This is a genomic window from Candidatus Cloacimonadota bacterium (assembly GCA_012516855.1).
GTDB lineage: Bacteria > Cloacimonadota > Cloacimonadia > Cloacimonadales > Cloacimonadaceae > Syntrophosphaera.
The window spans coordinates 1-1,556 of record JAAYWB010000091.1 but is presented as its reverse complement, the minus strand read 5'-3'; the positions used below and the strand labels follow the sequence as shown (position 1 = coordinate 1,556).

At 49.2% G+C, this 1,556-nt stretch carries 2 protein-coding genes; both read right to left on the bottom strand.

Features of this window, described 5'->3' with window-relative positions; genetic code table 11:
* Positions 1 to 43: 43 nt before the first annotated feature.
* The gene (locus tag GX466_08370; GenBank protein NLH94208.1) at positions 44 to 910 is read right to left on the bottom strand and encodes an ATP-binding protein; all 867 of its coding nucleotides are present in this window, start codon (positions 908 to 910) and stop codon (positions 44 to 46) included.
* Between the two features lie 46 nt (positions 911 to 956).
* The coding region (gene argJ / locus GX466_08365; protein ID NLH94207.1) for a bifunctional ornithine acetyltransferase/N-acetylglutamate synthase at positions 957 to 1,556 on the bottom strand (600 nt) is incomplete at its 5' end.

Genomic DNA, 1,556 nt, shown 5'->3' with positions numbered 1-1,556 from the left:
GTTTCTGGCTTGGCATTCACCATCGCTGACAAACTTTCACGGTTTACAAACGGCCTGCAAAATCTTTGGCAAATTGAAACGCTACGCGGCCACTGCGGGAGCCGCGTTCGAGCGACCAAACCAATGCTTGTGCGTGTGCATCTTGGTGCGCGGATATATCGACACCAAAGTATTTAAGCCATTGATTCACAATCGCCAAATACTCGTCTTGGCTGAATGGGTAGAAACTCACCCACAAACCGAAGCGCTCTGACAAAGAAATTTTTTCTTCGACCCCTTCACCTGGATGGACTTCGCCATCGTCGGTATGTTTGTAGGTCAAATTCTCTTTCATGTACTCAGGAATCAAATGGCGGCGATTGCTGGTGGCATAAATCAGTACATTGGTGGACGATGCCGCTATCGTGCCATCCAAGATGGATTTCAGGGCTTTGTAACCTGGCTCTCCTTCTTCAAAGCTTAAATCGTCGCAGTACACGATGAATTTTTCTGGACGGTTGGACACCACGTCCACGATGTCTGGCAAATCAACCAAATCCGCTTTGTCCACCTCAATCAAGCGCAAGCCTTGTGGCGCATACTCATTCAAGCAAGCTTTGATGAGCGATGATTTGCCTGTACCACGCGCGCCCGTGAGCAGCACATTATTAGCTGTTTTGCCAGCGACAAATTGTTGGGTGTTGCGGGCAATTTTCTCTTTTTGACCATCAATTTCTTTGAGGTCGCTGAAACGCAACTCTGCAATGTGGCGAACCGGTTCCAGTACGCCATGGTTGATGCTGCGCTTACGATAGCGAAATGCAACTGCGTTATTCCATTCAGGTGCGGTTAATGCCTGTGGCAAGGTGGCTTCAAGGCGGACCACCAAAGATTCCGCACGGGTGAGAAAACGCTCGAGTTGCTCGTTCATTGAATTTGTCTTGTAGTTTGGATATGGCGTTCTTAAGAGCGGGAATTTAAGAACGGTAGTCGGCGTTGATTTTGACGTACTCTTCAGAAAGATCGCAGGTCCAAACCGTTTGCGCACAAGCGCCTCGGCCCAAGTCAACGCGCACCGTGATGTCGCTTTGCTTCATCACCGCTTGACCATCTGCTTCTTGGTAAGTTGGGTTGCGTCCGCCTTTGGTGGCCACATGTACATTGTCTAAATACAGCTCAATTTTGGTTTGGTCTAAATCTTCAATACCTGCATAGCCTACGGCGGCCAAAATGCGTCCCAGATTTGGGTCGCTGGCAAAAAATGCGGTTTTAACCAAGGGCGAGTGGGCAATGGCGTAAGCGACTTGGCGACATTCCTCATTTGTTTTGCCACCATTGACCTTGATGGAGATGAATTTGGTTGCGCCTTCGCCGTCACGCACAATGGCGTGCGCCAGTTGCTGGGCAACTTCCAACATGGCCGATTTCAATATTTGGCCATCTGTACTCGACAGTGCTTGTATCGGCGAATGTTGCGCCTTGTTACTGGCTATCACGACGAAGGAATCATTGGTTGATGTATCGCCATCAACCGTGATGCAATTGAACGATTCTTGCGCCAATTCAGTGGCCAGTTG

What these genes read in the sequence shown, in the direction of transcription:
- GX466_08370 (NLH94208.1), bottom strand. Translation starts at nt 910, where the DNA reads ATGAACGAGCAACTCGAGCGTTTTCTCACCCGTGCGGAATCTTTGGTG.